This is a genomic window from Sulfitobacter profundi (assembly GCF_042661425.1).
In the GTDB taxonomy this organism is placed as follows: domain Bacteria; phylum Pseudomonadota; class Alphaproteobacteria; order Rhodobacterales; family Rhodobacteraceae; genus Sulfitobacter; species Sulfitobacter profundi.
In genome coordinates, this window is the sequence record NZ_JBHSWA010000001.1 from 127041 (window position 1) to 153371 (window position 26331).

The 26331-nt window shown below is 62.8% G+C and carries 22 protein-coding genes and 5 pseudogenes; 13 read left to right on the forward strand and 14 right to left on the reverse strand.

Annotated elements, in window-relative coordinates; translation table 11 throughout:
• Positions 1–2 precede the first annotated feature (2 nt).
• Genes ku through ligD form a run of 4 tightly spaced genes read left to right on the forward strand, consistent with a single transcriptional unit; the run spans position 3 to position 3296 of the window.
• A complete protein-coding gene (gene ku, locus ACFQAU_RS00695; RefSeq protein ID WP_386279831.1) occupies positions 3–683 on the forward strand; it encodes a non-homologous end joining protein Ku in 681 nt (226 codons plus the stop codon).
• A complete protein-coding gene (locus tag ACFQAU_RS00700; protein ID WP_386279833.1) occupies positions 680–838 on the forward strand; it encodes a hypothetical protein in 159 nt (52 codons plus the stop codon). Before ku ends, ACFQAU_RS00700 begins: the two co-directional genes overlap by 4 nt.
• Positions 838–2160 carry a DNA polymerase ligase N-terminal domain-containing protein gene (locus ACFQAU_RS00705; RefSeq protein ID WP_386279835.1) on the forward strand — a complete coding sequence of 441 codons (1323 nt, stop codon included), beginning with the start codon at positions 838–840 and terminating at the stop codon, positions 2158–2160. Before ACFQAU_RS00700 ends, ACFQAU_RS00705 begins: the two co-directional genes overlap by 1 nt.
• Complete coding sequence (ligD, locus tag ACFQAU_RS00710) at positions 2115–3296, forward strand: DNA ligase D (RefSeq protein WP_386279837.1); 1182 nt, start codon at positions 2115–2117, stop codon at positions 3294–3296. Before ACFQAU_RS00705 ends, ligD begins: the two co-directional genes overlap by 46 nt.
• Before the next feature lie 80 nt (positions 3297–3376).
• Here the strand turns inward: ligD and ACFQAU_RS00715 are convergent, their stop codons facing one another.
• Complete coding sequence (locus ACFQAU_RS00715) at positions 3377–4531, reverse strand: trans-sulfuration enzyme family protein (RefSeq protein WP_132443669.1); 1155 nt, start codon at positions 4529–4531, stop codon at positions 3377–3379.
• 168 nt (positions 4532–4699) lie between these two features.
• On the opposite strand from ACFQAU_RS00715, the pseudogene ACFQAU_RS00720 reads away from it, so the two are divergent.
• The 4 genes and pseudogenes from ACFQAU_RS00720 (at position 4700) to ACFQAU_RS00735 (ending at position 8840) form a co-directional block, all read left to right on the forward strand.
• Positions 4700–5910: pseudogene (locus tag ACFQAU_RS00720) on the forward strand (bifunctional alpha/beta hydrolase/OsmC family protein).
• A 304-nt stretch (positions 5911–6214) separates the two neighbouring features.
• Complete coding sequence (purB, locus tag ACFQAU_RS00725; protein WP_120350775.1) at positions 6215–7519, forward strand: adenylosuccinate lyase; 1305 nt, start codon at positions 6215–6217, stop codon at positions 7517–7519.
• Between the two features lie 74 nt (positions 7520–7593).
• Complete coding sequence (locus tag ACFQAU_RS00730) at positions 7594–7752, forward strand: hypothetical protein (protein ID WP_165935531.1); 159 nt, start codon at positions 7594–7596, stop codon at positions 7750–7752.
• 179 nt (positions 7753–7931) lie between these two features.
• Entirely contained in the window at positions 7932–8840 is a 909-nt protein-coding gene (locus tag ACFQAU_RS00735; RefSeq protein WP_132443671.1) for a lysophospholipid acyltransferase family protein, read from the forward strand.
• Positions 8841–8853: 13 nt separating this feature from the next.
• Here ACFQAU_RS00735 and ACFQAU_RS00740 read toward each other — a convergent pair whose 3' ends face one another.
• The gene (locus ACFQAU_RS00740) at positions 8854–9564 is read right to left on the reverse strand and encodes a DUF1223 domain-containing protein (RefSeq protein WP_120350773.1); all 711 of its coding nucleotides are present in this window, start codon (positions 9562–9564) and stop codon (positions 8854–8856) included.
• A gap of 251 nt (positions 9565–9815) precedes the next feature.
• On the opposite strand from ACFQAU_RS00740, the gene acnA reads away from it, so the two are divergent.
• The 3 genes from acnA to ACFQAU_RS00755 all read left to right on the forward strand — a co-directional run bounded on the left by acnA (position 9816) and on the right by ACFQAU_RS00755 (position 14199).
• Positions 9816–12590 (forward strand): aconitate hydratase AcnA, encoded by a 2775-nt coding sequence (gene acnA / locus ACFQAU_RS00745; RefSeq protein WP_120350772.1) that lies wholly within the window; start codon positions 9816–9818, stop codon positions 12588–12590.
• A 142-nt stretch (positions 12591–12732) separates the two neighbouring features.
• Entirely contained in the window at positions 12733–13545 is an 813-nt protein-coding gene (locus tag ACFQAU_RS00750) for a hypothetical protein (protein ID WP_132443672.1), read from the forward strand.
• A 63-nt stretch (positions 13546–13608) separates the two neighbouring features.
• Positions 13609–14199 carry an NAD(P)H-dependent oxidoreductase gene (locus tag ACFQAU_RS00755; protein ID WP_132443673.1) on the forward strand — a complete coding sequence of 197 codons (591 nt, stop codon included), beginning with the start codon at positions 13609–13611 and terminating at the stop codon, positions 14197–14199.
• Here ACFQAU_RS00755 and ACFQAU_RS00760 read toward each other — a convergent pair.
• The 10 genes and pseudogenes from ACFQAU_RS00760 to yajC all read right to left on the reverse strand — a co-directional run bounded on the left by ACFQAU_RS00760 (position 14189) and on the right by yajC (position 21007).
• Positions 14189–14705: pseudogene (locus tag ACFQAU_RS00760) on the reverse strand (DsbE family thiol:disulfide interchange protein). The gene ACFQAU_RS00755 and the pseudogene ACFQAU_RS00760 sit on opposite strands and share 11 nt — an antisense overlap.
• 13 nt (positions 14706–14718) lie before the next feature.
• Positions 14719–14874, reverse strand: a complete 156-nt coding sequence (ccmD, locus tag ACFQAU_RS00765; RefSeq protein ID WP_067627937.1) for a heme exporter protein CcmD — start codon at positions 14872–14874, stop codon at positions 14719–14721.
• Between the two features lie 13 nt (positions 14875–14887).
• Positions 14888–15607: pseudogene (locus ACFQAU_RS00770) on the reverse strand (heme ABC transporter permease); the annotation flags it as partial.
• Between the two features lie 67 nt (positions 15608–15674).
• A complete protein-coding gene (ccmB, locus tag ACFQAU_RS00775; protein WP_386279845.1) occupies positions 15675–16328 on the reverse strand; it encodes a heme exporter protein CcmB in 654 nt (217 codons plus the stop codon).
• Positions 16325–16936: a heme ABC exporter ATP-binding protein CcmA gene (gene ccmA / locus ACFQAU_RS00780; protein WP_132443676.1), complete on the reverse strand. Its 612-nt coding sequence runs from the start codon at positions 16934–16936 to the stop codon at positions 16325–16327. Before ccmA ends, ccmB begins: the two co-directional genes overlap by 4 nt.
• Positions 16937–16955: 19 nt before the next feature.
• On the reverse strand, positions 16956–17309 hold the full coding sequence (locus ACFQAU_RS00785; protein WP_132443677.1) for an Mth938-like domain-containing protein: 354 nt from the start codon (positions 17307–17309) through the stop codon (positions 16956–16958).
• Between the two features lie 18 nt (positions 17310–17327).
• Positions 17328–18044: a sulfite exporter TauE/SafE family protein gene (locus tag ACFQAU_RS00790; protein WP_386279849.1), complete on the reverse strand. Its 717-nt coding sequence runs from the start codon at positions 18042–18044 to the stop codon at positions 17328–17330.
• A 30-nt stretch (positions 18045–18074) separates the two neighbouring features.
• A complete protein-coding gene (secF, locus tag ACFQAU_RS00795; protein WP_120350762.1) occupies positions 18075–19043 on the reverse strand; it encodes a protein translocase subunit SecF in 969 nt (322 codons plus the stop codon).
• A gap of 1 nt (position 19044) precedes the next feature.
• Positions 19045–20693: pseudogene (secD, locus tag ACFQAU_RS00800) on the reverse strand (protein translocase subunit SecD).
• Positions 20694–20728: 35 nt separating this feature from the next.
• Positions 20729–21007 (reverse strand): preprotein translocase subunit YajC, encoded by a 279-nt coding sequence (gene yajC, locus ACFQAU_RS00805; protein ID WP_067627241.1) that lies wholly within the window; start codon positions 21005–21007, stop codon positions 20729–20731.
• Between the two features lie 217 nt (positions 21008–21224).
• Between yajC and serS the strand changes: the two genes are divergently transcribed.
• Both serS and ACFQAU_RS00815 read left to right on the forward strand, forming a co-directional pair.
• Entirely contained in the window at positions 21225–22517 is a 1293-nt protein-coding gene (serS, locus tag ACFQAU_RS00810) for a serine--tRNA ligase (RefSeq protein ID WP_132443679.1), read from the forward strand.
• Positions 22518–22669: 152 nt separating this feature from the next.
• Positions 22670–23386, forward strand: coding sequence for a tryptophan-rich sensory protein (locus ACFQAU_RS00815; RefSeq protein ID WP_132443680.1), 717 nt, complete (start codon positions 22670–22672; stop codon positions 23384–23386).
• 6 nt (positions 23387–23392) lie between these two features.
• On the opposite strand, the pseudogene der reads toward ACFQAU_RS00815, so the two are convergent.
• Positions 23393–24873 (reverse strand): annotated as a pseudogene (der, locus tag ACFQAU_RS00820) (ribosome biogenesis GTPase Der).
• Between the two features lie 60 nt (positions 24874–24933).
• A complete protein-coding gene (locus ACFQAU_RS00825; protein WP_132443682.1) occupies positions 24934–26316 on the reverse strand; it encodes a PQQ-like beta-propeller repeat protein in 1383 nt (460 codons plus the stop codon).
• Positions 26317–26331 lie beyond the last annotated feature (15 nt).

Consider the following 26331-nt stretch of genomic DNA (forward strand, 5'->3'; position numbering starts at 1 on the left):
CAATGGCACCGCGCGCACTCTGGAAAGGTCAGCTTCGCCTCTCATTGGTGTCGATCCCGGTCGAGATATTCTCGGCTACCAAGACCAGTTCCAAGGTCTCTTTTCGGCAGATCCACAAACCCTCGGGCAAGCGGGTTCGCTATGAGAAATCCGTGCCCGGAATCGGGCCGGTCAAGGCAGAAGATATCGTCAAAGGCTATGAGGTCGGCAGTGACGAATATATCCTGCTTGACCCCGACGAAGTGGATGAGATCAAACTCGAGACGAAGAAGACCTTTGAGTTGGTGCAATTCGTCGACGCCTGCGAAATCTCTCCGCTCTATTTTGACAAACCCTATTACATCACCGCCTCCGACGATCTGGCACAAGATGCCTACCGCGTGGTGCGCGACGCGCTGCGCCAAGCGGGCAAGGTCGGTTTGGGGCAGGTCACCATGCGCGGCAAAGAATATCTGGCCTGCGTCAAACCCTGTGGCGACGGGCTGCTGATGGAGACGCTGCACTACGCCGATGAGCTGCGTGAGGCGGATCAGATTTTCACCGATTTCGAGGATGAGAAGACCGACAAGGACCTGCTCGATGTGGCGACATCGCTCATCGACAAGAAAACAGCCCCTTCGACGCCTCCGCCTATACCGACAAATATGCCGAGGCGATGCAAAAGCTTTTGGATGCGAAGGTGAAGAACAAGAAAACCCCGCGCGTGCAAACCGGGGATGACGGCCCTGCCGAGGGCGAGAATGTCATCGACCTGATGGGCGCATTGAAAGAGAGCCTGAAGGAAGCAGGCGGTAAATCCAGCGCCAAGAAGAAGGCGCCGCGCAAGAAGGCCTCGTGATGGCCAAATCCCCCGACAGGCTTGCCAATTATAACGCCAAGCGCGATTTCGAGACGACAGCCGAACCCCGTGGCCAGATCGGCAGCGGCGCGGGCCAAGGCTTCGTTGTCCAAAAACATGACGCAACCCGCCTGCATTATGACTTTCGTCTTGAATGGGAAGGGGTGCTGCTGAGCTGGGCCGTCACCAAAGGCCCCTCTCCCGACCCATCCGAAAAGCGCCTTGCCGTGCGGACAGAGGATCACCCGCTCGACTACGGCGGGTTCGAAGGGACGATCCCAAAGGGGCAATATGGCGGCGGCACGGTGATGCTCTGGGACCGGGGCACTTGGATGCCGCAGGGCGATGTCGCCAAGGGATTGAAGGACGGCAAGCTCAAATTCACGCTGCAAGGCCAACAGATGCAGGGCGGTTGGACACTGGTGCGGATGCGGGGTCAGGAAAAGCGTGAGAACTGGCTGCTGATCAAGGAACGAGACGACTATGCCCGCGATGTACCGGATGGGCTGACCAAGGGCACTGCCCGGTCTATCACCACAGGCCGCACCATGGCGGAAATCGCCAAGGATGCCCCCGCGAAAGATGTCGCGGACCCACAGCCCAAACGCAAAGGCAAGAACCCCAGCTTTGTCAAACCACAGCTTGCCACGCTCGTTTCCGACGCGCCCGAGGGCGAGGATTGGATGCATGAGACGAAATTTGACGGCTACCGCTGTCTGGTCTCTCTCGGCAAGGGCGGTGCGCGGCTCTATACCCGCTCGGGCAAGGATTGGACCGACAAATTCAACGGGCTTGGCCATGCCTTTGATCCGCTGCCCTGCGACCGCGCCCTGCTGGACGGAGAAGTGATGGCGGCCAAGATCAACGGCTCTGCGTTTTCATCGCTGCAAAAAGCGCTGAAAGAGGGGCATCCGCTGGTTTTTTACGCTTTCGATTTGTTGTCACTTGATGGCGATGACTTTCGGAGCGATGCACAAAAAGACCGCCGCGCGCGTCTGGCAAAGCTGCTTTCCGGCGTGCCAGCGGGCGGGCCGTTACGGCTGAGCGAACATGTTGTCGGTCATGGCCCCGAAGTCTTTGACCGCGCGTGCAAAGCCGGGGCCGAGGGGATCATCAGCAAACGTATCGACGCGCCCTACTCCGGCAGACGCAGCAAGAGTTGGCTCAAGGTCAAATGCACCCGGCGGCAGGAATTCGTCATCATCGGCTATTCCCCTTCTGACAAAAAGGGCCGCGCCTTTGCCTCTCTGCTGTTGGGCAGCCATGAGGGGGTGAGTTGCGCTATAAAGGCCGTGTCGGCACGGGGTTTTCCGAAGCGGTGATGGCCGATCTTGCCCGTGCCATGACCGCCCGCAAAACCCCGCCCGCCAGCGACGTGCCAGCCGAGGTTGCGCGGGATGCGAAATGGGTCCGGGCCGATCTGGTGGCCGAGGTCGACTTTACCGAGTTCACCGCCGATGGCGTGATCCGCCACGGCAGTTTTCTGGGCCTGCGTCAGGACAAGGACGCCGGCCAAGTGACATTGGAGGAACCGCAGGAGGAGCCGAAGATGGGCGATGACAGCAAGATCGGCGGCGTGCAGATCTCCAACGCCGACCGCAAGGTTTTCCCCGATGCCGGTTGCACCAAGGGTGACGTGGCACGGCATTACGCGCGTGTCGGCCCGCGCATGATTGAACTCATGGGCCATCGCCCTCTGTCGCTGTTCCGCTGCCCCTCGGGGATCGACGGGCAATGTTTCTTTCAAAAACATGACAGCGGCGGGATGCCTGATGCGCTGTCGCGGGTGTCGATTGAACAAAGCGATGGCGACGCGGCGGATTACCTCTATGCCACGCGGCCCGAAAGCCTGATCGCGGCCGCGCAGATGGGCAGTCTGGAATATCATATCTGGGGCGCGCGGGTTGACCGGTTGGACCGCCCCGACCGGCTGGTCTTTGACCTTGACCCCGATGAGGGGCTGGACTGGCCCGATGTCCGCGCGGCAGCCTTTGAGCTGCGCGACGCGCTGGCGGCTCTGGGCCTGCAGTCGGGTGCCATCGTCACCGGCGGCAAGGGCGTGCACGTCTGGCTGGCCTTACGCCGGACACGCGGCTGGGAGACGGTCAAGCTGTTCTCCAAAACCTTTGCCCATGTCATGGCGGCGCAGAACCCTGATCGCTATGTCGCGACCATGTCCAAGGCCAAGCGCAAGGGCCGCATTTTCATCGATTGGCTGCGCAATGAACGCGGGTCTACGGCCATCGCGCCCTATTCCCTGCGCGCGCGCCCCGGTGCGCCGGTCGCCGTGCCGGTAACGTGGGAAGAGTTGGGAAACCTCGACAGCGCCAACGGGTTCCGCATGGGCGATATCGCCGCGCGGCTGGATCGGCCCTGCCCCGCGCTGGCGGTGCAAGACGATTTGCAATCGCTGACCGATGGGGCGATCGAGAAGCTGCAGGCTTGGTCTGAAACCTAGCGGTTATTTTTCGCGCACCGGGACGGGCACAACATCGTGCCCTGCGCGAGATTGGCCGCGGAGGCCCGCGGCCAATGAGGTTACTGGCCGAGCGCTTGCCCCAGATCAGCACCAAGGTCTTCGACATCCTCAATCCCGACCGAGAGCCGCAGCAGCCCTTCGGGGATCCCGGTGTGCGGCTCAATCGTGTGGCGATGCTCGACAAGGCTTTCCACACCGCCAAGCGACGTGGCGCGGTGGAAAAGCTCCAACCGCCCTGCCGCTTTCAGCGCCGCTCCCGCCCCGCCTTTGACGACAAATGACAACAGCCCGCCATAGCCCCCGCTCATCTGCTGCGCAGCAAGGGCGTGGCCGGGATGGTCCGGCAGGCCGGGATACATCACCTGTTCGACCTGAGGGTGATCCGCCAGAAACTCCGCCAATGTCATGGCATTGCGGGACATCTCGCGCATTCTGAGCGGCAGGGTACGCATGCCGCGCGCCAGCAACCACGCCTCCATCGGGCCGATCACCGCGCCCGCTTCGTTCCGGTCATCGCGGATCATCTGCCAGCGCGGCGCGCCTGCGTCATTGGTGGCAAGCGAGCCGGCCAAAACATCGGAATGGCCATTGATCCCCTTGGTGGCCGAATGCATCACGATATCCGCGCCATGCTCCAGCGGGTGGCTCAGCACCGGCGAAGCCGCCGTGCTATCGACCACTAGCGTCGCGCCGACCTCATGCGCGGCGGCGGCGGCCCCGGCGATATCGGTGATCCGCAGCCATGGGTTCGAAGGGGTCTCGATCAAACACAGGTCAGGCTTTTCGGCCCTGCAAAGTGCTGCAAAGGCATCAAGATCGCTGGCGTCCACCTCATGCAACGCAATCTGCCGACGGGTGCAGAAATCGCGGATCCATTTCGTCGTGCCCCAGTAAATCTGGCTTTGCACCACAACGCTCGCGCCATTGGGCACGGTCCGGAAGACCGCCGCGATGGCGGCCATGCCCGAGGGGAAAATGAGCGTCTCTTCGGCCCCTTCGAGCGCGTTCAGGATACGCTCCGCCACACGGGTGTTTTCGTTGTGAGAGCGCAGATAGACGTTGTCGGGATTGACCAGATCGTAGTTCTCATCGCGCAGATAGGTGGTGGCAAATTGCACCGGCGGCACCACCCCGCCCGAAGCGGGATCGACGGCGCCTGCGGCCTGAGCCGCGATGGTGGCAGGGTGCAATTGGGGTTTGGGAGGCTGTGCCAAGTGGTTTCTCCAACAGATGTTTTTCCAAGTGGTATACAAAGCAACAAGCCGGGGCAAATGGGATCACGGCCAGTGCTTTCACGTAACGCTTGGGTGAGCAGAGAGCCACGGCCCTTGATCCAACGGCAGAACATGTCACCTTTGATGCACCCCAAACTGGAGCGCCCCATGGCCACTGAACGTATCACATTCCCCGGCCCGGATGGCACGGAACTGGCCGCCCGGCTGGACATGCCCGAAGGGCCGCATCTGGCGACCGCGCTGTTTGCGCATTGCTTTACCTGTGGCAAGGACATCCCCGCCGCGCGGCGTATCGCCGGGCGGTTGGCGGCGATGGGCATCGCCGTGCTGCGGTTTGATTTTACCGGGCTGGGCCATTCGGGCGGTGAATTTGAGAACACGTCTTTTTCTTCAAACGTCAACGACTTGATCGCTGCCTGCAGCTATCTATCGAGCCGCGACATGGCCCCGGCGCTGTTGATCGGTCATTCTCTGGGCGGAGCAGCGGTGCTGAAAGCAGCGGCGCAACTGGCCCATGTCAAAGCGGTCGCCACGCTCGGCGCGCCCTTCGATCCGGCCCATGTCACCCATAATTTCGCCGAGAGCCTGCCTGAGATTTCGGCCAATGGCAGTGCTGAGGTCAATCTTGGCGGGCGGCCTTTCACCATCAGTCAGGGCTTTATCGACGATGTGCAGGGCGCCTCCCTCGCCCCTGATATCGCCAAGCTGAAAGCCGCGCTGCTGGTGCTCCACGCCCCGCGGGATGAGATTGTCAGCATCGACAACGCGGGCCAAATTTTCTTGGCCGCGAAACATCCTAAAAGCTTTGTTACGCTGGACGATGCCGACCACCTCATCACCCGCGCGGGCGATGCCGAATATGCAGCCGAGATCATCGCCACATGGGCGGATCGCTATATGACACTGAAATTCCCCGCCCCGCCCCCGGCGCGCCCGAAGGGATCGTTCGGGTGAGCGAGGCCGATCCCGATGGGTTCTTGCAAGACGTGAACGCAGGCCCCCACCACCACGCTTTGGCGGATGAGCCGCTGGCTTATGGCGGAACCAATCGCGGCATGTCGCCCTATGGGTTTTTGTCTGCGGGCTTGGGCGCTTGCACGTCAATGACGATCCGCATGTATGCGCGGCGCAAGGGCTGGCCGCTGACGGGTGTCAGCGTGGATGTGTGCCATGACAAGGTCCATGCGCAGGACGCGGGGACTGGGGCAGCGGAGAAGATTGACACGTGGCGGCGACGTATCCGGTTGGAGGGGGATCTGAGTGAAGAACAGCGCCAACGGTTGTTGGAGATCGCGGATAAGTGCCCGGTGCATCGGACGTTGGAGCGGAGTTCGACGGTGCTGACGGAACTGTTGTAAGAAGGATGAAACCGGTCACAGCCCGGAATTAAGCCGTCGGCGCCGGGCCATCGTCTGTCCGCCCGTCACGCCAGAGGCGTGCCGAATAATTGCGGTGCACCTGCGGTGCGACGGGCCGGCGATTTGGTGAGGCTGGGCGTCCGTCTTCGAGGTCACCCCAAGGCTGCCCCATTAAGTGGCACGAAGCCACCTGAGCATCGCCACTCCACGGGCAGACACTGACCCGCCCTCCTCACACTTGTCCTTAACCCCAAGTCAGTCTATGCCGCCCCTGACCCATCCCCTGTCCTAAAAAGGTGCGCGCATGATCCCCCGCTATTCCCGTCCCGATATGGTTGCCGTTTGGTCGCCGGAAACGAAATTCCGCATCTGGTTCGAGATCGAAGCCCATGCCTGCGACGCGATGGCCGATCTGGGCACCATCCCGCGCGAGAATGCCGACGCCGTATGGAAAGCCAAAGACGTCGAATTCGACGTGGCCCGCATCGACGAGATCGAAGCCGTCACCAAACATGACGTCATCGCCTTCCTGACCCACTTGGCCGAACATGTCGGCAGCGACGAAGCGCGTTTCGTGCATCAGGGCATGACCTCGTCGGATGTGCTCGATACCTGTTTCAACGTACAACTGACCCGCGCCGCTGATCTGCTGCTTGTCGGCATGGACAAGCTGCTCGCCGCGCTGAAGAAACGCGCGCTTGAGCATAAAGACACCGTCCGCGTCGGCCGCAGCCATGGCATCCACGCCGAGCCTACGACCATGGGCCTGACCTTTGCCCGCTTCTACGCCGAGATGGACCGCAACCGCGCTCGTCTTGTCGCCGCGCGTGAGGAAATCGCCACCGGCGCGATCTCGGGCGCTGTCGGCACCTTCGCCAATATCGACCCGCGCGTCGAAGAGCATGTCTGCGAGAAACTGGGCCTCAACCCTGAGCCGATCTCGACCCAAGTGATCCCGCGCGACCGTCACGCGATGTTCTTTGCCACGCTCGGCGTTATCGCCAGCAGCATCGAAAACGTGGCGACTGAAATCCGCCACATGCAGCGCACCGAGGTGCTCGAAGGGGCGGAATTCTTCTCGATGGGGCAAAAAGGCTCCTCGGCCATGCCGCATAAAAAGAACCCCGTGCTGACCGAGAACCTCACCGGGCTTGCCCGTCTGGTGCGCATGGCCGTGGTTCCGGCGATGGAGAACGTAGCACTTTGGCACGAACGCGACATCTCGCATTCCTCCGTCGAGCGCGGTATCGGCCCTGACGCAACCGTCACACTTGATTTCGCCCTGCACCGTCTGGCAGGCGTGATCGACAAAATGCTCGTCTTCCCCGAGAACATGCTGGAGAACATGAACAAATTCCCCGGCTTGGTGATGAGCCAGCGGGTGCTTCTGGCCCTGACCCAAGCTGGCGTAAGCCGCGAAGACGCCTATTCCATGGTGCAGCGCAACGCGCTGAAAGTCTGGGAAGAACGCCTTGATTTCCGCGAATTGCTGCTCGCCGATGAAGAGGTCGTCGCGGCCTTGGGCGAAGATGGCATCAACGAGAAATTCGACATGGGCTATCACACCAAACATGTCGACACGATCTTCAAGCGCGTCTTCGGCGCGTGATGCGATCATCGTAATGCTTTGAGATTGGCGCGGACGGGTGTACCCTGTCTGCGCCTGTCAAAGGAGCAAACGACATGAAACTCGCACTGACACTCGGCGCCCTCATGGCGCTCACGGCCCCCTCCCTCGCCCTTGCATCGGGCTGCATTCATGACAAACAGGTCATGACCTGCGCCGAGGGAATGAAACTCGACATCAGCAGCGGAACCTGCGTGCCAGACGCCACCGCCTGAGGTTTTCAACGGCGGCAGGGTTTCTCATTGCTGGATCAGAGGGCCGCGCCCTGGCGGCCCCCGCGGCTGCGACTGCGCGGGCCTTCGACGGCTGACCCCGGCCTATGACGCGCGGGATGGCTTGTTGCGCGGGGCGGCGCAGGCTATGTCAGGAAAACTTTAACAGCCTGTCAGAGCCCATGTCGGACCAAGCCCCCCAAGTCAAAAATCCCTATCCCTTCGGTCGCCGGGCGCGCCATTACCTGAGCAATCTGCTGATCGTCGGGATCATTCGCACGGCTTTGGCCCTGCCCTATAAGGCGCGGCTCAGCTTTGTCGGCAGCTTGGTGCAGCATGTCTTGGCCCCGCTGGCGGGCTACCGCCGCCGCGCGCTTGATAATCTGGAACACGTCTGGCCCGAGATGCCGCTCGCCCGTCGCGAAGAAATCGCCACGCGCTGTCTCAACAACCTTGGCCGGTCTTTCATCGAGAATTACTCGGCCGATGATTTCCCCAAACGCATGGCCGATGCCGAGCCGCGGGGCCCCGGCATGGCGGCGCTGGAGGAGGCCAATCGCAGTGGCCAGCCGGTGATCTTGGTGACCGGGCATTACGGCAATTACGAAGCGGCGCGGGCGTCCCTCGTGGCGCGGGGCTATGACATCGGCGGGCTCTACCGCGAGATGAAGAACCCTTATTTCAACGCGCATTACGTCAAAACGCTCGAAGCCTTCGGTGGGCCGGTGTTTCCGCAAGGACGGCGCGGCACGGCGGGGTTCGTGCGGCATCTGAAACAGGGCGGTCGGCTGGTGCTGCTGTTTGACCAGCATGTCATCCGCGCGCCGATCCTCGACTTTATCGGCAAACCTGCCCGCACCGCGATCTCGGCGGCAGAGCTGGCGCTGCGCTATGACGCGCTGTTGATCCCGTTTTACGGCATCCGCCAAGACGATGGGGTGAGCTTTGACGTGGTGCTTGAGGCTCCGGTACCGCATAGCGATCCGATGACCATGACGCAGGCGCTGAACGACAGCCTGACCGCGCAGGTCACCAAGACACCTGAGCAGTGGTTCTGGGTGCACCGCCGCTGGCGCCCGCACGAGAAGTAACGGCTGCCGCGGCTTATTTGCTGCGCGCTGCCGCAAGAATCGCGCCCGGACCGCCCTTCTCTTGGCGTTGAATGATCACGACAACAGGCAAATCACCCTCGACCTTCGCGCTCAGCGACAGGGGTGCCGACCCGTCCCAATCGGTTAAGACTTGCCAGTCTTGGACGACATTGCTGTGCTCCATGACATGGCCCGCATTCTCGCCGCGGGTGACCTTGGTCCGCTCCATCGGAGAGTAGCGCAGCATGTGCACATGCATCGGCTCTGATGTCGTGGCCAACGGCTCCGCTTCAATTTGAACGGCATCGCCTGAGCGGCTGATCGCCAGCGCTACGCGCGGCGTGGCCTCAGCGTGTTTCTCGACCGCGTCCATCAGCTTCATCGGTTTGGCGCCCACAATGTCGGTCTGCCCCTGCACGATCAGCTCCGGCGTATAGACACTGCGCCGCCCGCCCACGGCGGCATAGGCGCGCTGGCGCTCGGCATGGGCCGGGTCGCCAAAGGGGTCTTCCCAACCGATATAATCCCAGTAATCCACGTGCAGCGCCAAGGCGATAATGTCGTCCCGATCGGCCAATTCGGCGAGCATTTCATCGGCGGCGGGACAAGAGGAACAGCCCTGAGAGGTAAAGAGTTCGACCACCACAGGCTGATCCTGCTCGGCCTGCAACGGGGCGGCCAGCAGCGAAAACGCGGCGAGAACGGGATAAATCAGGGGCTTCATAAAATTCCAGACGGATCAATATCGCGGTGATGGCATTGGTCTAACGGCTTGGTGGCTGAAACACCAATCAACCTTTGTTGAGACGCCCGTTAGCGCCCCCAGCGGGCTTTGCGCAGACTGCCCCCTTTAATCTCGGTACACAATGGTATACAAATTCACGCGAACCCGCTTGATAACAGTTGAACCGCCGCGCCTCTAGTGGCATTGAGACGGCAATCTAGCCACCCATCAGACCCCGAAGGGAGCCCGCCATGACGATCCAAGTTGGTCACGACAGTGCCAAGACCCGCAAGACCCTCTCCGTTGGCAGCCAGAAAGTCGCCTATTACTCCATCCCCGCCGCCGAGGCCGCGGGCTTGGGCGATTTCTCCAAATTGCCAGCGGCGCTGAAAGTCGTTCTGGAAAACATGCTGCGTTTCGAAGACGGCAAGACCGTCACTCAGGACGACATCAAGGCTTTCGCCGAATGGGCGACCAAAGGCGGCAAGAACCCCCGTGAAATCGCCTACCGTCCGGCCCGCGTGCTGATGCAGGATTTCACCGGTGTTCCAGCCGTCGTTGACCTTGCCGCGATGCGCGACGGTCTGGTTGCCTTGGGCGGTGACGCTGACAAGATCAACCCGCTGAACCCTGTTGACCTTGTCATCGACCACTCCGTCATGATCGACGAATTCGGCAACCCGCGCGCGTTCCAGATGAACGTCGACCGCGAATATGAGCGCAACATTGAGCGCTACACCTTCCTCAAGTGGGGCCAAAAGGCGTTTAACAACTTCCGCGTTGTGCCCCCCGGCACCGGCATCTGCCACCAGGTGAACCTTGAGTATCTCAGCCAGACCGTTTGGACCGACAAGGACCAAAACGGCGAGGAAGTCGCCTACCCCGATACGCTCGTCGGCACCGACAGCCACACCACCATGGTCAACGGCGCTGCCGTTCTGGGCTGGGGTGTTGGCGGGATTGAGGCCGAAGCCGCAATGCTGGGGCAGCCGATCTCCATGCTGATCCCCGAAGTCATCGGCTTTGAGCTGACAGGCCGCATGATGGAAGGCACCACCGGTACCGACCTCGTGCTGAAAGTCGTGGAAATGCTGCGCGAAAAAGGCGTGGTGAGCAAATTCGTCGAATTCTACGGCGAAGGTCTGGATCACCTGCCGCTGGCCGACCGGGCAACCATCGCCAACATGGCCCCCGAATACGGCGCGACCTGTGGGTTCTTCCCGATCGACGACGAGACCCTGCGTTACCTGACCAACACAGGCCGCGACAAGGATCGTGTGGCGCTGGTCAAAGCCTATGCCCAAGAGAACGGCATGTGGCGCGATGCGAACTATGCGCCGGTCTACACCGACACGCTGTCGCTCGACATGGGCACCATCGTGCCTGCGATTTCCGGCCCCAAACGCCCGCAGGATTACATCGCTCTCGACAGTGCGCACACTGCATTCGCCGAATACGTCAAAGGCATCCGCGAAGGCAAAGACACTTCGGCCAACTCGGAAATCCGTTGGGAAGGCGAAGGCGGCCAGCCCGAGCCGCGCGACATCCCCGGTGACGAAGGCCATCACAACCGCGGCTATGTCGCCACGGATGATGGCAACTACCAGCTGCACGACGGCTCCATCGTGATCGCCTCGATCACGTCCTGCACCAACACCTCGAACCCCTACGTCATGATCGGCGCGGGCCTCGTGGCACGCAAAGCGCGTGAATTGGGCCTGACCCGCAAGCCTTGGGTCAAGACATCGCTGGCGCCGGGCTCGCAGGTCGTGTCGCATTACCTTGAGGCCGCTGGCCTGCAAGAAGACCTTGATGCGATTGGCTTCAACCTCGTGGGCTATGGCTGCACCACCTGCATCGGCAACTCCGGCCCGCTGGAAGCGCCGATCAGCAAGGCGATCAACGATTATGACCTGATCGGCACCTCGGTCCTCTCAGGCAACCGTAACTTCGAAGGCCGGATCAGCCCTGATGTACGTGCCAACTACCTCGCCTCCCCGCCCCTCGTGGTGGCCTATGCGCTGGTGGGTGACATGAACCACGACCTGACAAACAGCCCGCTGGGTCAGGACAAGAACGGCAACGACGTCTACCTGAAAGACATCTGGCCCTCGACGCAGGAAGTCGCTGAACTGGTCGAACAGACCGTGACGCGCGAAGCCTTTCAAGAGAAATACGCCGATGTCTTCAAAGGCGACGAAAAGTGGCAGTCGGTCGAAACCACGGACAGCAAGACCTACGACTGGCCGCCGACCTCGACCTACGTGCAAAACCCGCCCTACTTCCAAGGCATGTCGCCAGAGCCGGGCGTGATCTCCAACATCGACGGCGCGAAAGTGCTGGCGGTGCTGGGTGACATGATCACCACCGACCACATCTCGCCCGCCGGTTCCTTTAAGGAAACCACCCCTGCGGGTCAGTACCTGACAGAGCGTCAGGTGCCGGTGCGGGAGTTCAACTCCTACGGGTCGCGTCGTGGTAACCACGAGGTCATGATGCGTGGCACATTCGCCAACATCCGCATCAAGAACGAGATGCTGGACGGCGTTGAGGGCGGTTATACCAAAGGCCCCGATGGCGCGCAGACCTCGATCTTTGATGCCGCCATGGCGCATCAGGAAAACGGCACCCCGCTGGTGATCTTCGGTGGCGAACAGTACGGCGCGGGCTCCTCGCGTGACTGGGCCGCCAAGGGCACAGCCCTGCTGGGTGTGAAGGCCGTGATCGCCGAGAGCTTTGAGCGTATCCACCGCTCCAACCTCGTCGGCATGGGCGTCATCCCGTTTGAGTTCACCGGCGGCGACACCCGCAAATCGCTGGGCCTGACCGGCGAAGAAACCGTGTCGATCAGCGGTCTGGACACCATCAAGCCGCTGCAAGAAGTGCCCTGCACGATCACAATGGCCGATGGCAGCACCAAAGAGATCACGCTGAAGTGCCGCATCGATACCGCGATTGAGATCGAATACATCGAACACGGCGGCGTGCTGCACTACGTGCTGCGCAACTTGGCGAAATCGGCCTAAGCGCCGATCGCCCTCGCGAACTGATCAAGGAGCGGCCCCCAGCGGGCCGCTCCTTTTCTTTGCCCCAAGCCCCTGCGCGGGAACCTGCCTGCCGATCACGGGTTGCCCCTGTAAGACGATCGCGTTCGGGGAAGGCAAAGCAATGATAGCAGGTTACGCGCTTGGCGCTTTGGGCGCGCTGATCCTAGCTATCGTGCTGCTGGACTTTCTCTATACCGCCATCGGTGCCGCCCCTGTCGCGCCCCTGTCGGAGCGGGTTGCACGGGCGGCGTTCTTCGTCTTTTCCAAAATCATGCCAGAGGGCAACGCCCGCCACCGCCTCTCTGGCCCGGTGGTGATGACAGCCATTGCGGTGACATGGATCATACTCGTCTCGCTTGGCTGGACCTTGGTCTTTCAGATAAGCCGCGAGGCCGTGGTGATGACCGAAAGCGAACGCCCGGCGGGCTTTCTGCGCGATTTCGCATTCGTCGGCCATCTGCTCTCAACCCTCGGCGGCGGGCCGTTTCAGACCGAAAACCCCTTTTGGCTGGTGCTGTCGGTCCTTGCTGGGGTCAACGGTATGGTGATCCTCACGCTGTCGGTCAGCTTTGTGCTGTCGACCACCACCACCGTGGCCCAAGCGCGCGGGCTGCTGACCAAAGCGTCCATGTTTGCAGCCGATAGCAACGAGATGAACACCATCATCCTGCCTGAGCTTGCCGATCTGGTGTCGAACCTCAACGCGATGCAATTCGCGCTCTACTACAGTGCCGAACACCCTGCCCGCCGCGTGCCCGCGGCGATGGTCGAGATGGCCCAGCGGGTCGCACCCTACCCCGAACAGATGCGCCGCCTGCGCATCGCACTAGAGCCGCTGCCCGATTTTACCGCGCCTGAGGGCACCTTGGATCAACTGACCGATGCGCAGTTCATCGCCCGACTGCGAGACTGGGCGCGGCAGTATTCGCTTTGAGCGGGAGGAACAGAACACCCTGCGAGCCGTTGATCTTGACGCACCCAAGCGAAAGGACACCTCATGAGCCCGAAAATCACCGTTCTTTTCTACTCCACCTATGGCACAAACCACGCCATCGCTGAGGAAGCCGCCCGCGCCGCCAAAGAGGCAGGCGCCGAGGTTCGCCTCCGCCGCTGTACCGAAACCGCCCCAAGAGCCGTTGTCGACGGACAAGATGCGTGGCGCGAACAGTTGGACAAGATGAAAGACATTCCCGAGGCCAAGCCCGAAGACATGGAATGGGCCGATGGCTATTTCATCTCCGTCCCGACGCGCTTTGGCGTCGCCGCCAGCCAGTTCCGCGCCTTTATCGACACGTTGGGGCCGCAGTGGCAATCAGGCGCGCTGGCCAATAAAGCGGTCACCGCGACAACCTCTGCCCAGAACCCCCACGGGGGCCAAGAAACCACACTCCAATCGATCTATGTCACTGCGATGCACTGGGGCGCGATCATCGTGCCGCCGGGCTATGCCGATGGGGTGAAGTTCGAAGACGGCGGCAACCCTTACGGCTATTCCTGCGAACCCGGCCCGCTGGGTGAAACGGGCAAGAAATCCGTCGCCTTTCAGGCCAAACGTCTGGTCGAATTCGCAGGCAAGATCAGCGGCTAAGCGCGTCTTGCAATGCCGGGAGGAACCGCTGCTCGTAATCGCTGCCGACCAGCGGCCCGGCAAATCGGAACAGCACCGTCCCGTCACCGCCAACGATGAACGTCTCTGGCGGGGCGGTCACGCCCCAGTCGATCGCCACCCGCCCTTGGGGGTCGAAACCAACCCCGGCAAAGGGGCTTTTTTCGTCTTCCAGATAGGCGCTGGCGTTCTTCTCGGTATCCTTGAAATTCACGCCGATGATGTTCATCCCCTCGGCCTGCAATTCCAGCAGCTTGGGATGCTCAGCACGGCAGGGCGGGCACCAGCTTGCCCAGAAATTCACAAGGCTCACCTCCCCCGCGCAGCATGTCGTCGGTGGCCTGCGGATAGCCGGGCAACGCGGCCTCGGGCATGGCGGGCGCCTGTTTGCCAACCAGCGTAGAGGGCAGCCCCTCAGGGTCATCGCGGTACATGCCGACCGCCGCCAGCGCCACGAAGGCCGCGAAGATCAGCGGCGGGGCGATCATCATGGGAGAGAGTTTAGCCACGGCGTCCGGCCTCCGCTTCGACCTCTTCCAAAGCGCGGCGTGCCGCCCGGCCCCGCAGCAGGGTCAGCCCCACCAATGCGGCCAACAGCAGCAGCGACACCCCATAGGCCGAGAGCACCTCGGCCGCATATTTTCCAAGTTCCGGCATCACGCCCCCTGTTCATCCGCGCCCGCAGCGCCGCCGTGCGGCGCAGGCGAATTTCGGTGCCCGTGCGGTAGACCACCAGCGCCAGAAACAGCAGGCCGAAGCCGATCATCGCCAGCACCAAAGGATAGAAAAATACATCCGCCACGCTGCGGTTGCCCGTGGCCACGGGGATCGACGTGCCCTGATGCAGCCCTTGGTTCCAGAACTGCACCGCATAGCGCGACAGCACCGCAAAGACCGAGCCCACAAGGCAGAGGACCGATGTCAGATCGGCAGCGGTGTCTGGGTCTTCGACCGCCTGCCACAGCGCGATATAGCCAAGGTAGAACAAAAACAGGATCAGAAACGACGTCAGCCGCGGATCCCACGCCCACCATGTGCCCCACATCGGCTGACCCCAGATCGCCCCCGTCACCAGCGCGATTAACGTCATGACCAGCCCCACGGGGGCCGCAGCCTTGGCCGCCAAGGCGCTGACGTGGTGCCGACGGATCAGCCAGATCAGCGAGGCGACCAGCATCATGAACCATGCGTTGATCGCCATCAGGGCGGCAGGCACATGCAAATAGATGATCTTGACCGTGCTGCCTTGGCGCGCGTCATCGGGCGTGCCGAAGAACCCCCAGAGCAGGCCGAGGCTTACAAAAACAGCCGCAAGCGCCCAAAGCACAGGCTGCACACGCTCTGAAAGCGCAAGGAATTTGACCGGGTTTGCGTATTGCCAAAGGGACATGCGGACTACCTATCGCGCGGGTGGGTGGTGCTCAATGCACAAATACTTGGGGCACGATTTCTTGGGGTCATCGCAACCCCATCCGAAGCACCGCCGCTGCGGCAAATGGCATCAAGGCCAGAACGGCCAGCGTCAGCCCCGCCAGCATGAAAAGCGGTGTGCTGACATCCAGCCCCGCCGCCCCGCGCCGCGCGACCTCGGCGCCGAAAATAAGCGTGGGGATATAAAGCGGCAGCACCAGCAGTGACAGCAGCAGACCACCGCGTTTGATCCCAACCGTCAGCGCCGCGCCGAACATGCCGATTACCGACAGCGCAGGCGTGCCGAGTGCGAGCGAGGCCAGCAGCCACAGATGTCCGGGTGCGGCGAGTTGCAGCATCACGCCAAGGAATGGGGCCGCCAGCACCAGCGGCAACCCTGTGGTCAGCCAATGCGCCAAAGCCTTGATCGCAAGCGCACCTTCAAGGGGCAAAGGCGCAGTGAGTAGCAGTTCCAGCGACCCATCTTCGAGGTCGAGCGCCAGCAGACGGTCGAGCGACAATAGGCAGGCCAACAGCGCCCCGAGCCAGAGCACACCGGGGGCAATCGCCTTGAGCAGCGTGGCCTCTGGCCCAACGCTAAAGGGCACCAGCATCGTCACGATCAAAAACGCCAGCCCAAGGCCAAAGCCTCCGCCCGCGCGCAGCGCCAGCCGCAAGTCCCGCAGCAACAGCGCCTTCATAGGAACGCCGCGTCGCTGGCGCCGAAATCGGCATCGGGGGCCGCGCGAAATGCGGTGATATCAAGCACGCGGGCATCGACCCCCAGATCAATATGCGTGGCCATCAGCGCCGATCCCCCCGCCGCGAGATGCCCGCGCAGAACGCTGCCGAACAGCGCCACGGCATCCGCATCGAGCGAAACCGTCGGCTCGTCCAACACCCAAATCGGCCGCCCGGTCACCAACAGCCGCGCCAGCCCCAGACGCCGCTTTTGCCCGGCAGAGAGCGTCCCTGCCAAACGATCTGCAAGCGGCCGCAGCGCATAACCATCAAGCGCCTCAGAAATATCTGCGTTCCCAAAGACTTGGGCCCAAAAGCTCAGGTTCTCGCGCACGGTCAGCATGGATTTCAGCCCATCCGCATGGGCAGCATAGGCGACACGGTCCTCCGCCCCCTCGATCTGCCCCGTGAGCGGCGCTTGCAGCCCAGCGATGCAGCGCAGCAGCGTCGTCTTGCCCGCCCCGTTGGGGCCGCGCAGCACCAAAGCCTCACCCGACTCCAGTGCGAAGGATACGCCCGAAAGCACCGGCACCCCGCCGCGCGCCACGCTGAGATCGCTTATTTGCACCGGCGTCGCCGCTCCGCCCTTAGACCGGCAAAAGGGCCAGTGCGATGCGCCGCCCCTCGCTCAGCAAGATGTTGTAGGTCCGGCAAGCGGCGGGGGACGACATGACCTCGACCCCCAGGCCCGCCTCCTCCAAAGTCTCACGCAGGTCGTCGGGGATATGCGCCACGTCCGCCCCGGTGCCGAGGAAGACCACATCGACCTTGCCCGCCAGCGCCAGCACCGGCGCGGGATCAGCCAGACCGCCCCAGCCTGTGATGCCGTCGGGGCCGATCACTTGCGGCCCTTGCACAACCTCTCCGCCAATGCGGAAAAAGCCGGGGCCGTAGCCGTCGATCGGTTTGGCGTCGGTATAGGTGATCTCATTCAATCGCATGTCATGTCCCTCTCAGGCTCAGGTATTCCACAGCGGCAGGCCAAGGATAGCCGATGCGGCGATGACGATATAGGCCACCGCGCGAAAAAGCCGCTCTCGGCCCGGATCAAATAGCCGCGCCCCGACGATATTGGCGATGACATTCGGCACCCCGGCCAAGAGGCCCAGCATCAGCACCGGCCAGACCACCTGCCCCGTCGCTGCCAGCATCGCAAAGAGCATCAAGTCCAGCCCCAGAAGATAGAGCAGGAAATTGGCGCGGATCACCGCAGCGGGCCGACGGCTGGCCATATAGAGCAGGATCACCGGCGGCCCGGCGATGCCCGCGAAACCGGTCATGAAGCCACCCAGAGCGCCGGTGGCCGTCACCAGCTTCGGGCCAAGCGGGCCATGGTAGCGCCAGCCCGCAAGCAGCAGCACCAGAAGCCCCAGAACCCCACCGGAAACGATCCAGCCAAAGCCCTCGGGCGACATCAGCGACAGCCCCCAGAGCCCCAGCGGCATCCCGATCAGCACGCCCAGCAGTAGCCGCCCCACTTCACGGGGGGCACCTTCGCGCAGGGCATCAGGGAGGTTTGGCAGGGGGCCGATTAACTCGGCAGCGGTCATGAACAGGATCGCTTCGACCGGAGAGAGCACAGAGGCCGCCGCCGGCATGATAATCATGGCAGAGCCAAATCCCGCAAAGCCGCGGACCAGCCCTGCCACGATCACGGCCAGCGCAAGCCAAGCCACCCCGGGGTGGCCATGGCCTGCGCCAGCAGGTCAGGCATCAATATTGGCGAATTGTGTGCCTGCGCCCGCGTCGGGCTTGGACCAGTCGCGTTTCACGCCAAGGTACAGCACCACATTCTTGGCCACATAGACCGAGGAATAGGTGCCGACGATCACGCCCCATGTAATCGCAAAGACAAAGGCCCGGATCACATCGCCGCCCAAGATCAGCAGCGCGATCAGCGCCAGCAGCGTGGTGCCCGAGGTCATCAGTGTCCGGCTGAGCGTCTCGTTCACGCTGAGGTTCATCACCTCACGCAGAGGGCGCTTTTTGTATTTGCGCAGGTTCTCCCGCAGCCGGTCAAAGATCACCACCGTATCGTTGATCGAATAGCCAATGATGGTCAGGATCGCGGCCACCACCGGCAGGTCGAAACGGATTTGCAGGATCGAGAACAGGCCGATCGTCAGCACAACGTCATGGAACAGCGCCACCACCGCGCCCACCGAAAACTGCCATTCGAACCGCAACCAGATGTAGATCAGGATCGCCGCCAGCGCCCCGCCCACGGCGAGGAACGCCGTCTGGATCAGCTCGCCCGAGACCTTGGGCCCAACGGATTCCACCGATGTGAACTTGATGTCGGGGGACACGCCTTGCAGCGCGGCCTCGATGGTTTGGATGGTTTCCGTGGTCGCCGCTTCTTGGCCCTCTTGGGCCTGCACGCGGATCATCGCCACATGGCGATCCGCGCCGAAACCGGGGTCAAAGACCTCGGAAATCGTCACGTCGCCCAGTTCCAGAGGGCCGAGGGCATCGCGGTAAGCGCCCACGTCGATGGCCTCAGAGCTTTCCGTCCGCAGCGTGGTGCCACCGCGGAAGTCGATGCCAAAGTTCAGCCCCATCACGCCCCAAGCGATCAGCGACAGGATCATCGCCACCACAGACGCGCCAAAGGTGATCTTGGCATAGCCGAAGAAATCGAAGTTCGTGTTGTCGGGTACCAGCTTCAGTCGCATGTCAAACCTCGATTGTCTTGGGGCGGCGGCGTTCAAACCAGATCACCACCAGCAGACGGGTGACGAAGAAGGCGGTGAAGACCGATGTCATGATGCCCAGTCCCAGCGTTACGGCGAAGCCGCGCACCGGGCCAGAGCCTAGGGCAAAGAGGATGACCGCCACGATGAAGGTCGTGATGTTGGCATCCAGAATGGCGCTGAGTGCGCGCTCATAGCCCAGCGAGATCGCCCGCGCGGCACCCTTGGCGTTGCGTTGCTCTTCGCGGATACGCTCAAAGATCAGCACGTTGGCATCCACCGCCATGCCGACCGTCAGCACGATCCCGGCAATGCCCGGCAGGGTCAGCGTGGCCCCGATGAGGCTCAGCAGGCCAAAGATCAGCCCGACGTTGATGATCAGCGCGATATTGGCGAAGAACCCGAAGAGCCCATAAGACGCCCACATGAAGAACAGCACAGCGGCAAAGGCCACCATGGTCGCGATCTTGCCCGCGTCGATGCTGTCTTGGCCCAGTTCCGGCCCGATGGTGCGTTCTTCGACAAAGCTCAGCCCCGCAGGCAGGGCCCCGGCGCGCAGCAGCACGGCAAGGTTGGTGCTTTCCTCGACCGAGAAGCGCCCGGTGATGATGCCTGAGCCGCCGGGAATATGGCTTTGGATGGTCGGCGCGCTGATGACTTCATCGTCAAGCACGATGGCAAAAGGCGAGCCGATGTTCTCGGCCGTGTAGTCCCCGAATTTGCGCGCACCGGAGGTGTCAAAGCGGAAGGACACGGCAGGTGCGCCGTTCTGATCAAAGCTTGGCTGCGCGTCGACGAGTTGCTCGCCGGTGACGACGGGGGCGGTTTCGATCGTGTAGAACACGCCCTCTTCATCCGCCGCCGGCAGGATCGCGTTGCCGATGCCGGGGTTGTCGTTTTCATTGGAGCCACGGTTGACCACCGGGTTGAAGGTCAGCTGCGCCGTGGTGCCGATGATCGCCTTCAACTCGGCAGCAGAGCCAATGCCCGGCACCTGAATCAGAATGCGGTCTGCACCCTGACGCTGGATCGTCGGCTCGCGGGTGCCGACTTCGTCGATGCGGCGGCGCACAATTTCGAGGCTCTGCTGCATGGTGCGCTCATCGGTGGCCTGCATTTCGGCCTCCGACAGGGTGATTGTGATGACGCCATCAGCGCCGCTCACGTCGATGTCGCTGCCGCCTGCCCCGGTCACCGTAGTGACGGGACGTGCCAGATCACGGGTGATCTGCAGCGCTTCGGCCATTTTCGACGGATCATTCAGACGGACCCGCAATTCCCCCGCTGGCGCTTCTTCGCGCCGGACCGGGGTCAGGCTGCGCAGGGCATCGCGGACCTCAGGCCATTGGGCTTCCATCCGCGAGGCATAGACATCGGCCAGTTGCACTTCGGCCAGCAGATGCGCGCCGCCGCGCAGATCGAGGCCAAGGTTCACCAACCCCGAGGGCATCCATTCAGGCCAAAGCGCGCGCTGCGCTTCCAGTTCGGGCGTGCTGCCCTGAACTTCGATGGCCGCAACGGCGTCATTGTGCTTTTCAACAGGAGCGTAAAGGCATTGGGAAGCGCCAGCCAAAGCCCTGCCAAACAGGTCAGGACAATGACAATCCGCTTCCACAGATCAATCTGTAGCATAGTTCCGCCTTTGGGTTGCGGCCTCGGGGTAGGGTTTATTTCGCCGGTTCGGTCTTGGAAACGACGGTCGCGATGGTGGCCTGCACCACCCGAATTTTCACGCCTTCGGCGATTTCCACCTCAAGCTCGCCGTCGTCTTTGACCTTGGAGACCTTGCCGATGATTCCGCCTTGGGTGACGACCTGATCGCCGCGGCGCAGGCCGGCCACCATGGCCTGATGTTCTTTGGCCTTCTTCTGCTGCGGGCGGATGAGCAGAAAATACATGATCGCGAAGATCAGGATCAGCGGCACAAATTGCTGGATGCCTTCCATGGGGGTCGTCCTTTTCGATGGGTATTGGGCCGCAGGATGGGCCCTGAGAATTTGGCCAGAACCTATGCGCGGCGGCAGCGGGGTGCAAGGTGGAAAGCCGCCGCCGCATGGCCGCCTGCGCGGGGCCAATCGCCGCACGGTTGCGGCCCCTACCGCCGCGCAGCACTTTGAGGCATAAGGCAACGAAACCGACTCACCCGATCTTGAGGACAAACCCATGCACGACATCCGCGCCATCCGCGACAATCCCGAGGCTTTTGACGCCGCTCTCGCCCGCCGGGGCGAGGCTGCGATGTCGCAGGCGGTGCTGTCGCTCGATGCCGCGCGCCGCGCTAAGATCGCTGCGGCTGAGACGGCCAAAGCCGAGCAGAACAAGGCCAGCAAAGAGGTTGGTGCTGCCAAGGCAAAGGGTGATGAGGCCGAATTTGAGCGCCTGCGCGCGCTGGTCAGCGACAAAAAGGCCGAAGTCGCCGCGATGAATGCTGAGGCGCAGGAGCTGGATGCACAGCTGATCGACATGCTGGCCCGCATCCCCAACAGCCCCGCCGATGACGTGCCGCAGGGCGATGACGAAGGTGACAACGTCGAGGTGAAAAGCTGGGGCGAGAAGCCCAGCTTTGATTTCAAACCGGTCGAGCATTACGAGATCAAGGGCGTCAAACCCGGCATGGATTTCGAGACCGCGGCCAAGACTTCGGGCGCGCGGTTCGTCATGCTGAAAGGCGCCGTGGCGCGGGTGCACCGGGCGCTGGCGCAGTTCATGATCGACACCCATGTGGATGAGAATGGGCTGACTGAGGTAAACTCCCCCGTGCTGGTGCGCGACGAGGCGATGTATGGCACGGATAAGCTGCCCAAATTCGGCGAGGACAGCTATCAAACCACCAATGGCTGGTGGCTGGTCCCGACCTCGGAAGTGCCGCTGACCTATTCGGTGGGCGGCGATACGTTAGAGGAAAGTGCCCTGCCGATCCGGCTGACCGCCCATACCCTCTGCTTCCGCTCCGAGGCCGGGAGTGCTGGCCGAGACACCGCTGGCATGCTGCGCCAACACCAGTTTGAGAAGGTCGAGATGGTCTCGGTCACCCACCCGGATCAAAGCGACGCCGAGCAGCAGCGCATGGTTGGCTGCGCCGAAGGTATCCTTGAAAAACTCGGCGTACCCTACCGCACGGTGATCCTCTGCACCGGGGACATGGGCTTTGGCGCGCGCCGCACCTATGACATCGAGGCTTGGGTGCCGGGGCAGAATTGCTACCGCGAGATTTCCTCGGTCTCGACCACCGGGGATTTTCAGGCGCGGCGCATGAACGCGCGGTTCAAGCCCGAAGGCGGCGGCAAGCCGCAGTTCGTGCATACGCTGAACGGTTCTGGTTTGGCCGTCGGACGCTGCCTCATCGCGGTGTTGGAGAATGGCCAGCAGGCGGATGGGTCGGTGAAACTGCCGGACGCGCTGGCGCCCTATTTGGGTGGGAAGACGACGCTGACCGCGGAAGGTGTGCTCGCCTAAGGATGGGGCATCCACTAGGCCCGGGATCAAGCCGCATGCGCCGGGCCATCGCCTGCCCGCCCGGACGGGTAGGCGATGGCCCTTGGTTGCCATGGTTCCCGCCCGCTCTAAGATTAGCTGTACCGCAACAGCTAATCCCGCGAGGCCCCCGCTTGCCCAAATCCTCCCGCACCCTGATCGCAGCGCTCGCACTGCTGCTCAGCATCGCCTTCGCGATTTCGCCCTTCTTCGTGCCCAGCTTTTCAGGCTTTGACCCAAACCAATTCCCGATCCCGCAAGACAACCCGCCCGCGCAGCCCGCGGGCTATGCGTTTTCCATCTGGGGCGTGATCTATCTTTGGCTGATCATCGGACTGGCCTATGGGCTTTTGCGCGCGCCGCGGGATGGGCAGTGGCACGACATGCGCGTGCCGCTCTGCCTGTCGCTCGCCGTGGGGACGACATGGCTCGCGGTGGCCACCATGAGCCCGATCTGGGCGGCGGTGCTGATCTGGGTCATGCTGATCACCGCCCTGATCGCCCTGTTCCTCGCCCCGGTCGAAGACCCGCTGTGGGCCGCGGCCCCGGTGGGGCTCTACGCGGGCTGGCTCTCTGCCGCATCCTGTGTGTCACTGGCGCTGCTTGCGGCGGGCTATGGCTATCTGGAAGACCAGACGGCCGCCGTGGTCTTTGTCGGGCTCGCAGGGGCGATTGGGGCCATCGTGCAGACCGCCCTTGGCCGGACCCCCACCTACGGTATCGCGGTGATCTGGGGGCTGGTGGGCGTGATCGTGACCAATTGGGGCGAAACGCCCTTGGTCGCCTATCTGGCCTTTGGGGGCAGCATCCTTGTGGCGCTGCCCATGCTCAGGGCGTTTCGGCGGGGCTGACCACGGTCAATCCCGGCGGCGACCGTCGGTGTGCTTGCGCAGCTTCGACGGCGCGGCCTTTTTGCGGTTTTTATAGGGGTTGGCATCCGACTGGCCGCGCATCCACAGACGGATCGGCGTGCCGGGCATGTCGAAATCCAACCGCAACCCGTTGACCAGATAGCGCGTGTAGCTGTCCGGCACCTTGTCGGGATGGCTGCACATCACAACGAAGCCCGGCGGACGGGTCTTGGCTTGGGTCATGTAACGCAGCTTGATGCGCTTGCCCTGCGGCGCGGGGGCGGATGCGCCTCCATCATGCCCGAGAGCCAGCGGTTGAGCTGTGCGGTGGTGATCCGGCTGTTCCAGACCTCATAGGCGCGCATGATCGCGGCCTGAAGACGGTCAAGCCCCCTGCCCGTTTTGGCAGACACAGTGATCAGCGGCGCGCCACGCAACTGCGGCAAGAGCCTCTCAAAGCTTTCCTTGAGATCGCGCAGCTTTTCCTGACGGTTCTCTTCGATGTCCCATTTGTTCACGGCCACAACGACCGCGCGGCCCTCACGTTCGGCCAGATCGGCGATGCGCAGGTCTTGCTGCTCAAACGGGATTTCGGCGTCGAGCAGGACGACAACGACCTCGGCAAATTTCACCGCGCGCAGACCATCGCTGACACTGAGCTTTTCAAGCTTCTCCTGTACCTTGGCCTTTTTGCGCATCCCGGCGGTGTCGAAAATCCGCATTGGCACCGGATCACCATCCGGCCCGGCCCATTCGGTCATGAGAGAGATCGCATCGCGGGTGATCCCCGCCTCCGGCCCGGTGAGCAAGCGGTCCTCGCCCAAAATCTGATTAATCAACGTCGACTTGCCCGCATTGGGGCGGCCCACCACGGCAACCTGCAGAGGTTTGGAGCGCGTGGGCATCGGCACGGATTCGGCTTCGAGATCGGCGTCATCCTCAGGCAGGTCCACATCCGTCTCGGGCGCGTCCTGCGTGGCGCGGTCCTCATATTCATCGGCCAGCGGCATCAGCACGGAGTAAAGATCGGTCAGACCTTCGCCATGTTCGGCGGACATGCGAATGGGCTCGCCCAGACCCAGCGAATAGGCCTCGATCATGCCAGCATCGGCGGCTTTGCCCTCGGCCTTGTTACCGGCGAGAATCACATGGGCGGATTTTTTGCGCAGGATCTCGGCAAAGACCATATCCGACGGGGTCACGCCGACACGGGCGTCGATCATGAACAGACAGATATCGGCCATATCCACGGCACGCTCGGTCAGGCGGCGCATCCGGCCTTGGAGGCTGTCGTCGGTGACCTCTTCCAGACCGGCCGTGTCGATCACGGTAAAGCGCAGGTCGGCCAGTTTGGCCGCCCCTTCGCGCAGATCGCGGGTCACGCCGGGCTGGTCGTCGACCAGCGCAAGGCGTTTGCCGACAAGGCGGTTGAACAGCGTGGATTTCCCGACATTGGGACGGCCCACGATGGCAAGGGTAAAGGACATAATTCAGGCTCCGGGCCCCGGTTGGGCCAGTTCAGACACGCGCCTTAGCCTATTTGCGGCCTAACGGAAAGCGTGCAATTGCCCCTTGGTGGAGACGACATAAAGCGTGCCGCCTGCCACGACGGGGGCAGTGGTCGCCCCGCCGGGGATTTGGGTGGTGCCCGTCAGCCCGCCGCCCACGGGGTCAAAGCTGCGCAGCACCCCGTCGTTGGACGCCACGATCACGCGGCCTCCGGCGATGATCGGGCCGTAATGCGCCACGACTTCGGATTGCCTTCTGGGCCGGTCCTTGACGAAATTCGGCAGCGGCGTGCCCCAGATGCGGCGGCCCGTGCTGGCGTCGAGCCGCACAAGTTCATTGAGGTCGGTGACCGCGAAAACAGAATCGCCCGCAGGCCAGACCGGGCCGATCGCCCCGTCGCGCGCGACCCATTTACGGTCCCCGCTGTTAACGTCGAGCGCGGCCAGACGGCCCGAATGGTTGCCCACATAGACAGTCCCGCCCGAGACCACGGGCGCGCTTGTCACGTCGCCAACAAAGCTCAGCGCGCGGCCCTGACGTTTGCCCAGAACAGAGGTCGCCCACCGCTCCAGCCCGCCTTGACGGAACAGCCCCTGAACCTCACCCGAGCCGAAGGCAAAGATCGCAAGATCATTGGTGACGGCGGGCGCCGGTGCGCCCAACACGTTGCTGAGGCTGGTGACAGCACCGGTCTGCCACTGGATGCGGCCTGTGGTTTTGTCGAGCGCGAAGCCGGTATCGTCACCCGCCGTGAGATAGACCAGATCGCCCGAGACGGTCGGCGTGCCGGAGCCCGTGGCGTCGAGGTCTTGCGTCCAACGCACTCCGCCTGTCGTCACGTCGAGCGCGGCCAGAACACCAAAGCCCACAGAGACGTAAAGCGTTTCGCCGTCCACGGCGAGCCCGCCACCGGAGGCTTGGCCTTCGCGGTCGGATGCGGGGGTGAGGTCGCGGGTCCAGAGCGTTTGCCCGGAGGTCGAGGTCGCAGTGACCTGCGCGCCGGCATCGAGCGTAAAGACGCGCCCGCCCGCGACCACCGGATCAGCAGTGATGCGCTGTTTGCGGCTGTCGCCCGCGCCGATCTTGGCGCTCCAGACCGGCTGCAATGTGCTGCGCAACGCGGGGTGGCCCACGCGGGTCGAGGGGGTGCCGACACTGTGGGTCCAGTTGGCGTTGTTTACCGCGCCGCCCAAAGCGATGGCGCGGCTGGTGTTTTCTGGCACCGGGCCGTCAATGGCGTCAAAGGCCGGGTTTTGCACACCGGGGTTTTGCAGCACCGCGCGCACGTCTTCGCGTTTGCCCGGCAGATAGGTCTGCTCATCCGCGCAGGCCGTCAGCAACAGCGCGGCACCGAAGGCCCCCGCCACGCCCAGCCCCCGCAGACCCGCATGGCCGGGTTCGGATTCGCGATGCTTCGTCATGGACCTGCTCACTTT

Coding starts and splice junctions, on each gene's coding strand:
- ACFQAU_RS00740 (WP_120350773.1), bottom strand. CDS start 9,564: ATGAAGCCCCTGATTTATCCCGTTCTCGCCGCGTTTTCGCTGCTGGCC.
- ACFQAU_RS00705 (WP_386279835.1), top strand. CDS start 838: ATGGCCAAATCCCCCGACAGGCTTGCCAATTATAACGCCAAGCGCGAT.
- serS (WP_132443679.1), top strand. CDS start 21,225: ATGCACGACATCCGCGCCATCCGCGACAATCCCGAGGCTTTTGACGCC.
- ACFQAU_RS00735 (WP_132443671.1), top strand. CDS start 7,932: ATGTCGGACCAAGCCCCCCAAGTCAAAAATCCCTATCCCTTCGGTCGC.
- purB (WP_120350775.1), top strand. CDS start 6,215: ATGATCCCCCGCTATTCCCGTCCCGATATGGTTGCCGTTTGGTCGCCG.
- ACFQAU_RS00785 (WP_132443677.1), bottom strand. CDS start 17,309: ATGCGATTGAATGAGATCACCTATACCGACGCCAAACCGATCGACGGC.
- yajC (WP_067627241.1), bottom strand. CDS start 21,007: ATGGAAGGCATCCAGCAATTTGTGCCGCTGATCCTGATCTTCGCGATC.
- ACFQAU_RS00825 (WP_132443682.1), bottom strand. CDS start 26,316: ATGACGAAGCATCGCGAATCCGAACCCGGCCATGCGGGTCTGCGGGGG.
- ACFQAU_RS00755 (WP_132443673.1), top strand. CDS start 13,609: ATGAGCCCGAAAATCACCGTTCTTTTCTACTCCACCTATGGCACAAAC.
- ku (WP_386279831.1), top strand. CDS start 3: ATGGCACCGCGCGCACTCTGGAAAGGTCAGCTTCGCCTCTCATTGGTG.
- acnA (WP_120350772.1), top strand. CDS start 9,816: ATGACGATCCAAGTTGGTCACGACAGTGCCAAGACCCGCAAGACCCTC.
- ACFQAU_RS00750 (WP_132443672.1), top strand. CDS start 12,733: ATGATAGCAGGTTACGCGCTTGGCGCTTTGGGCGCGCTGATCCTAGCT.
- ccmB (WP_386279845.1), bottom strand. CDS start 16,328: ATGAAGGCGCTGTTGCTGCGGGACTTGCGGCTGGCGCTGCGCGCGGGC.
- ccmD (WP_067627937.1), bottom strand. CDS start 14,874: ATGCCGGAACTTGGAAAATATGCGGCCGAGGTGCTCTCGGCCTATGGG.
- secF (WP_120350762.1), bottom strand. CDS start 19,043: ATGCGACTGAAGCTGGTACCCGACAACACGAACTTCGATTTCTTCGGC.
- ACFQAU_RS00730 (WP_165935531.1), top strand. CDS start 7,594: ATGAAACTCGCACTGACACTCGGCGCCCTCATGGCGCTCACGGCCCCC.